The organism is Promicromonospora sp. NPDC023987, from assembly GCF_040639055.1.
Classification (GTDB): domain Bacteria; phylum Actinomycetota; class Actinomycetes; order Actinomycetales; family Cellulomonadaceae; genus Promicromonospora.
In genome coordinates this window covers 1-1,257 of record NZ_JBEZZF010000163.1, presented here as the reverse complement: position 1 = coordinate 1,257, position 1,257 = coordinate 1, and the positions used below count along the sequence as shown (strand labels likewise).

The window sequence follows — 1,257 nt, the reverse complement described above, 5'->3', positions numbered from 1 at the left end:
CCGCACCCCACTCCTTCCCCCCCCGCCCCTCCTCCGATCTCTCGATGCAAAGTCACGACCTCGACGGAGGCCTCAGTCAGGTCGGCGGCAAGGCCGGATGGGGGCGGGCGGAGGCCAGCAGGCCGGGTGGCAGGTGGCGTGCGAACCGCGCGATCAGTGCGGGCACGTCCCGCTTGTCCGAGGCGTTGACGTGCTCGATGGCGATGCCCGCGCGGCGGATGGCCTCGGCGCGAGCCTTCTCGCGCATGTACTCCCGGGCAGGGTCGTGTCCAGGCCGGACGCCGTCGGGCCGGTACTTGACCAGACCGTCGAACTCGATCCCGAGCGCCCACTGCGGGTAGCCGAGGTCGGTATGGAAGAGACCGAGGTCGGTCCGGACCGCCATCTGAGCGGTAGGTCGGGGTAGACCGGCGCGCAGGATCTCGTAGCGGACCCAGGTCTCCCACGCGGACTGTGCGCCGGCGTCCCCCAGCTCGATCAGCAGCTGTGCTTGCCGGATGCCACGTCGACCCGCGCGCGCTTCGAGCAACTTGAGCAGGTCTTCCCGGCGGACACCCAGCCTGAGCGCCGAGTCGACGATGACGAGCGCCTCCAGCGGGTGCAGGGTCAGCGCGCAGTCGACGACGGTGCGAGCGAGGGAGGTCACTGGCAGGCCGTCGATGGTGACGACCTGGTCCGGCGCGACGTCTCCTCTGTGTCTGAAGACATCCTTCGCGGCGCGGCCTGACGCCCGGTAGCCCTGGTACAGGTGCGTTCGGTCCGGAACCGTCCAGACGCGGCATCCCAGAAGCAGCGCTGCGGTCGTGTGACTGAAGACGTGATCGGAGCGCAGCTGGGAGTGGAGCGCGCGTGCACAGGCCAGGGCCTTGTTCCGCTCCTCTCGTGGTGCTGCCGCTGCGCCTGCCACGCGAATCGTGTCCGGCTCGCAGTACGCGCCTCGCCTGATCCGGACGAGGGAGCCCCGACGACGGTCCTGCGCCAGCTGGTTCCTGTCGCGTTCGCCGGCGAGGAGGACGGGTGGGACCACTACGTTGCGAGCGGACGGTGTGACGTTCATGCCACGAGTGCACCAGCAGCGCGGCCGAGCCGGGGCTCGCCAGCGGCACCTGTGCATAACGTCCTGCCTGTGGTCGCGCTAGCTCCCGCCCTGCGCCTTTCATCGAGGTCGTGACTTTGCATCGAGGTCGGCGGGCGGGGGGGGCGGCCCCGAAGGAGCAGTGACAGTAGGGAGGGGGGGGGGGTGGGGGTGATGTGTGG

1 protein-coding gene is annotated in these 1,257 nt (G+C 70.1%); it reads right to left on the bottom strand.

From position 1 onward, the window contains the following. Positions 1 to 76: 76 nt before the first annotated feature. Positions 77 to 1,057 (bottom strand): hypothetical protein, encoded by a 981-nt coding sequence (locus AB0F40_RS27525; protein WP_357475524.1) that lies wholly within the window; start codon positions 1,055 to 1,057, stop codon positions 77 to 79. Between the last annotated feature and the right edge of the window lie 200 nt (positions 1,058 to 1,257).

Bases quoted from the DNA above. Each gene is read 5' to 3' on its own strand.
- AB0F40_RS27525 (WP_357475524.1), bottom strand. From the start codon at position 1,057: ATGAACGTCACACCGTCCGCTCGCAACGTAGTGGTCCCACCCGTCCTC.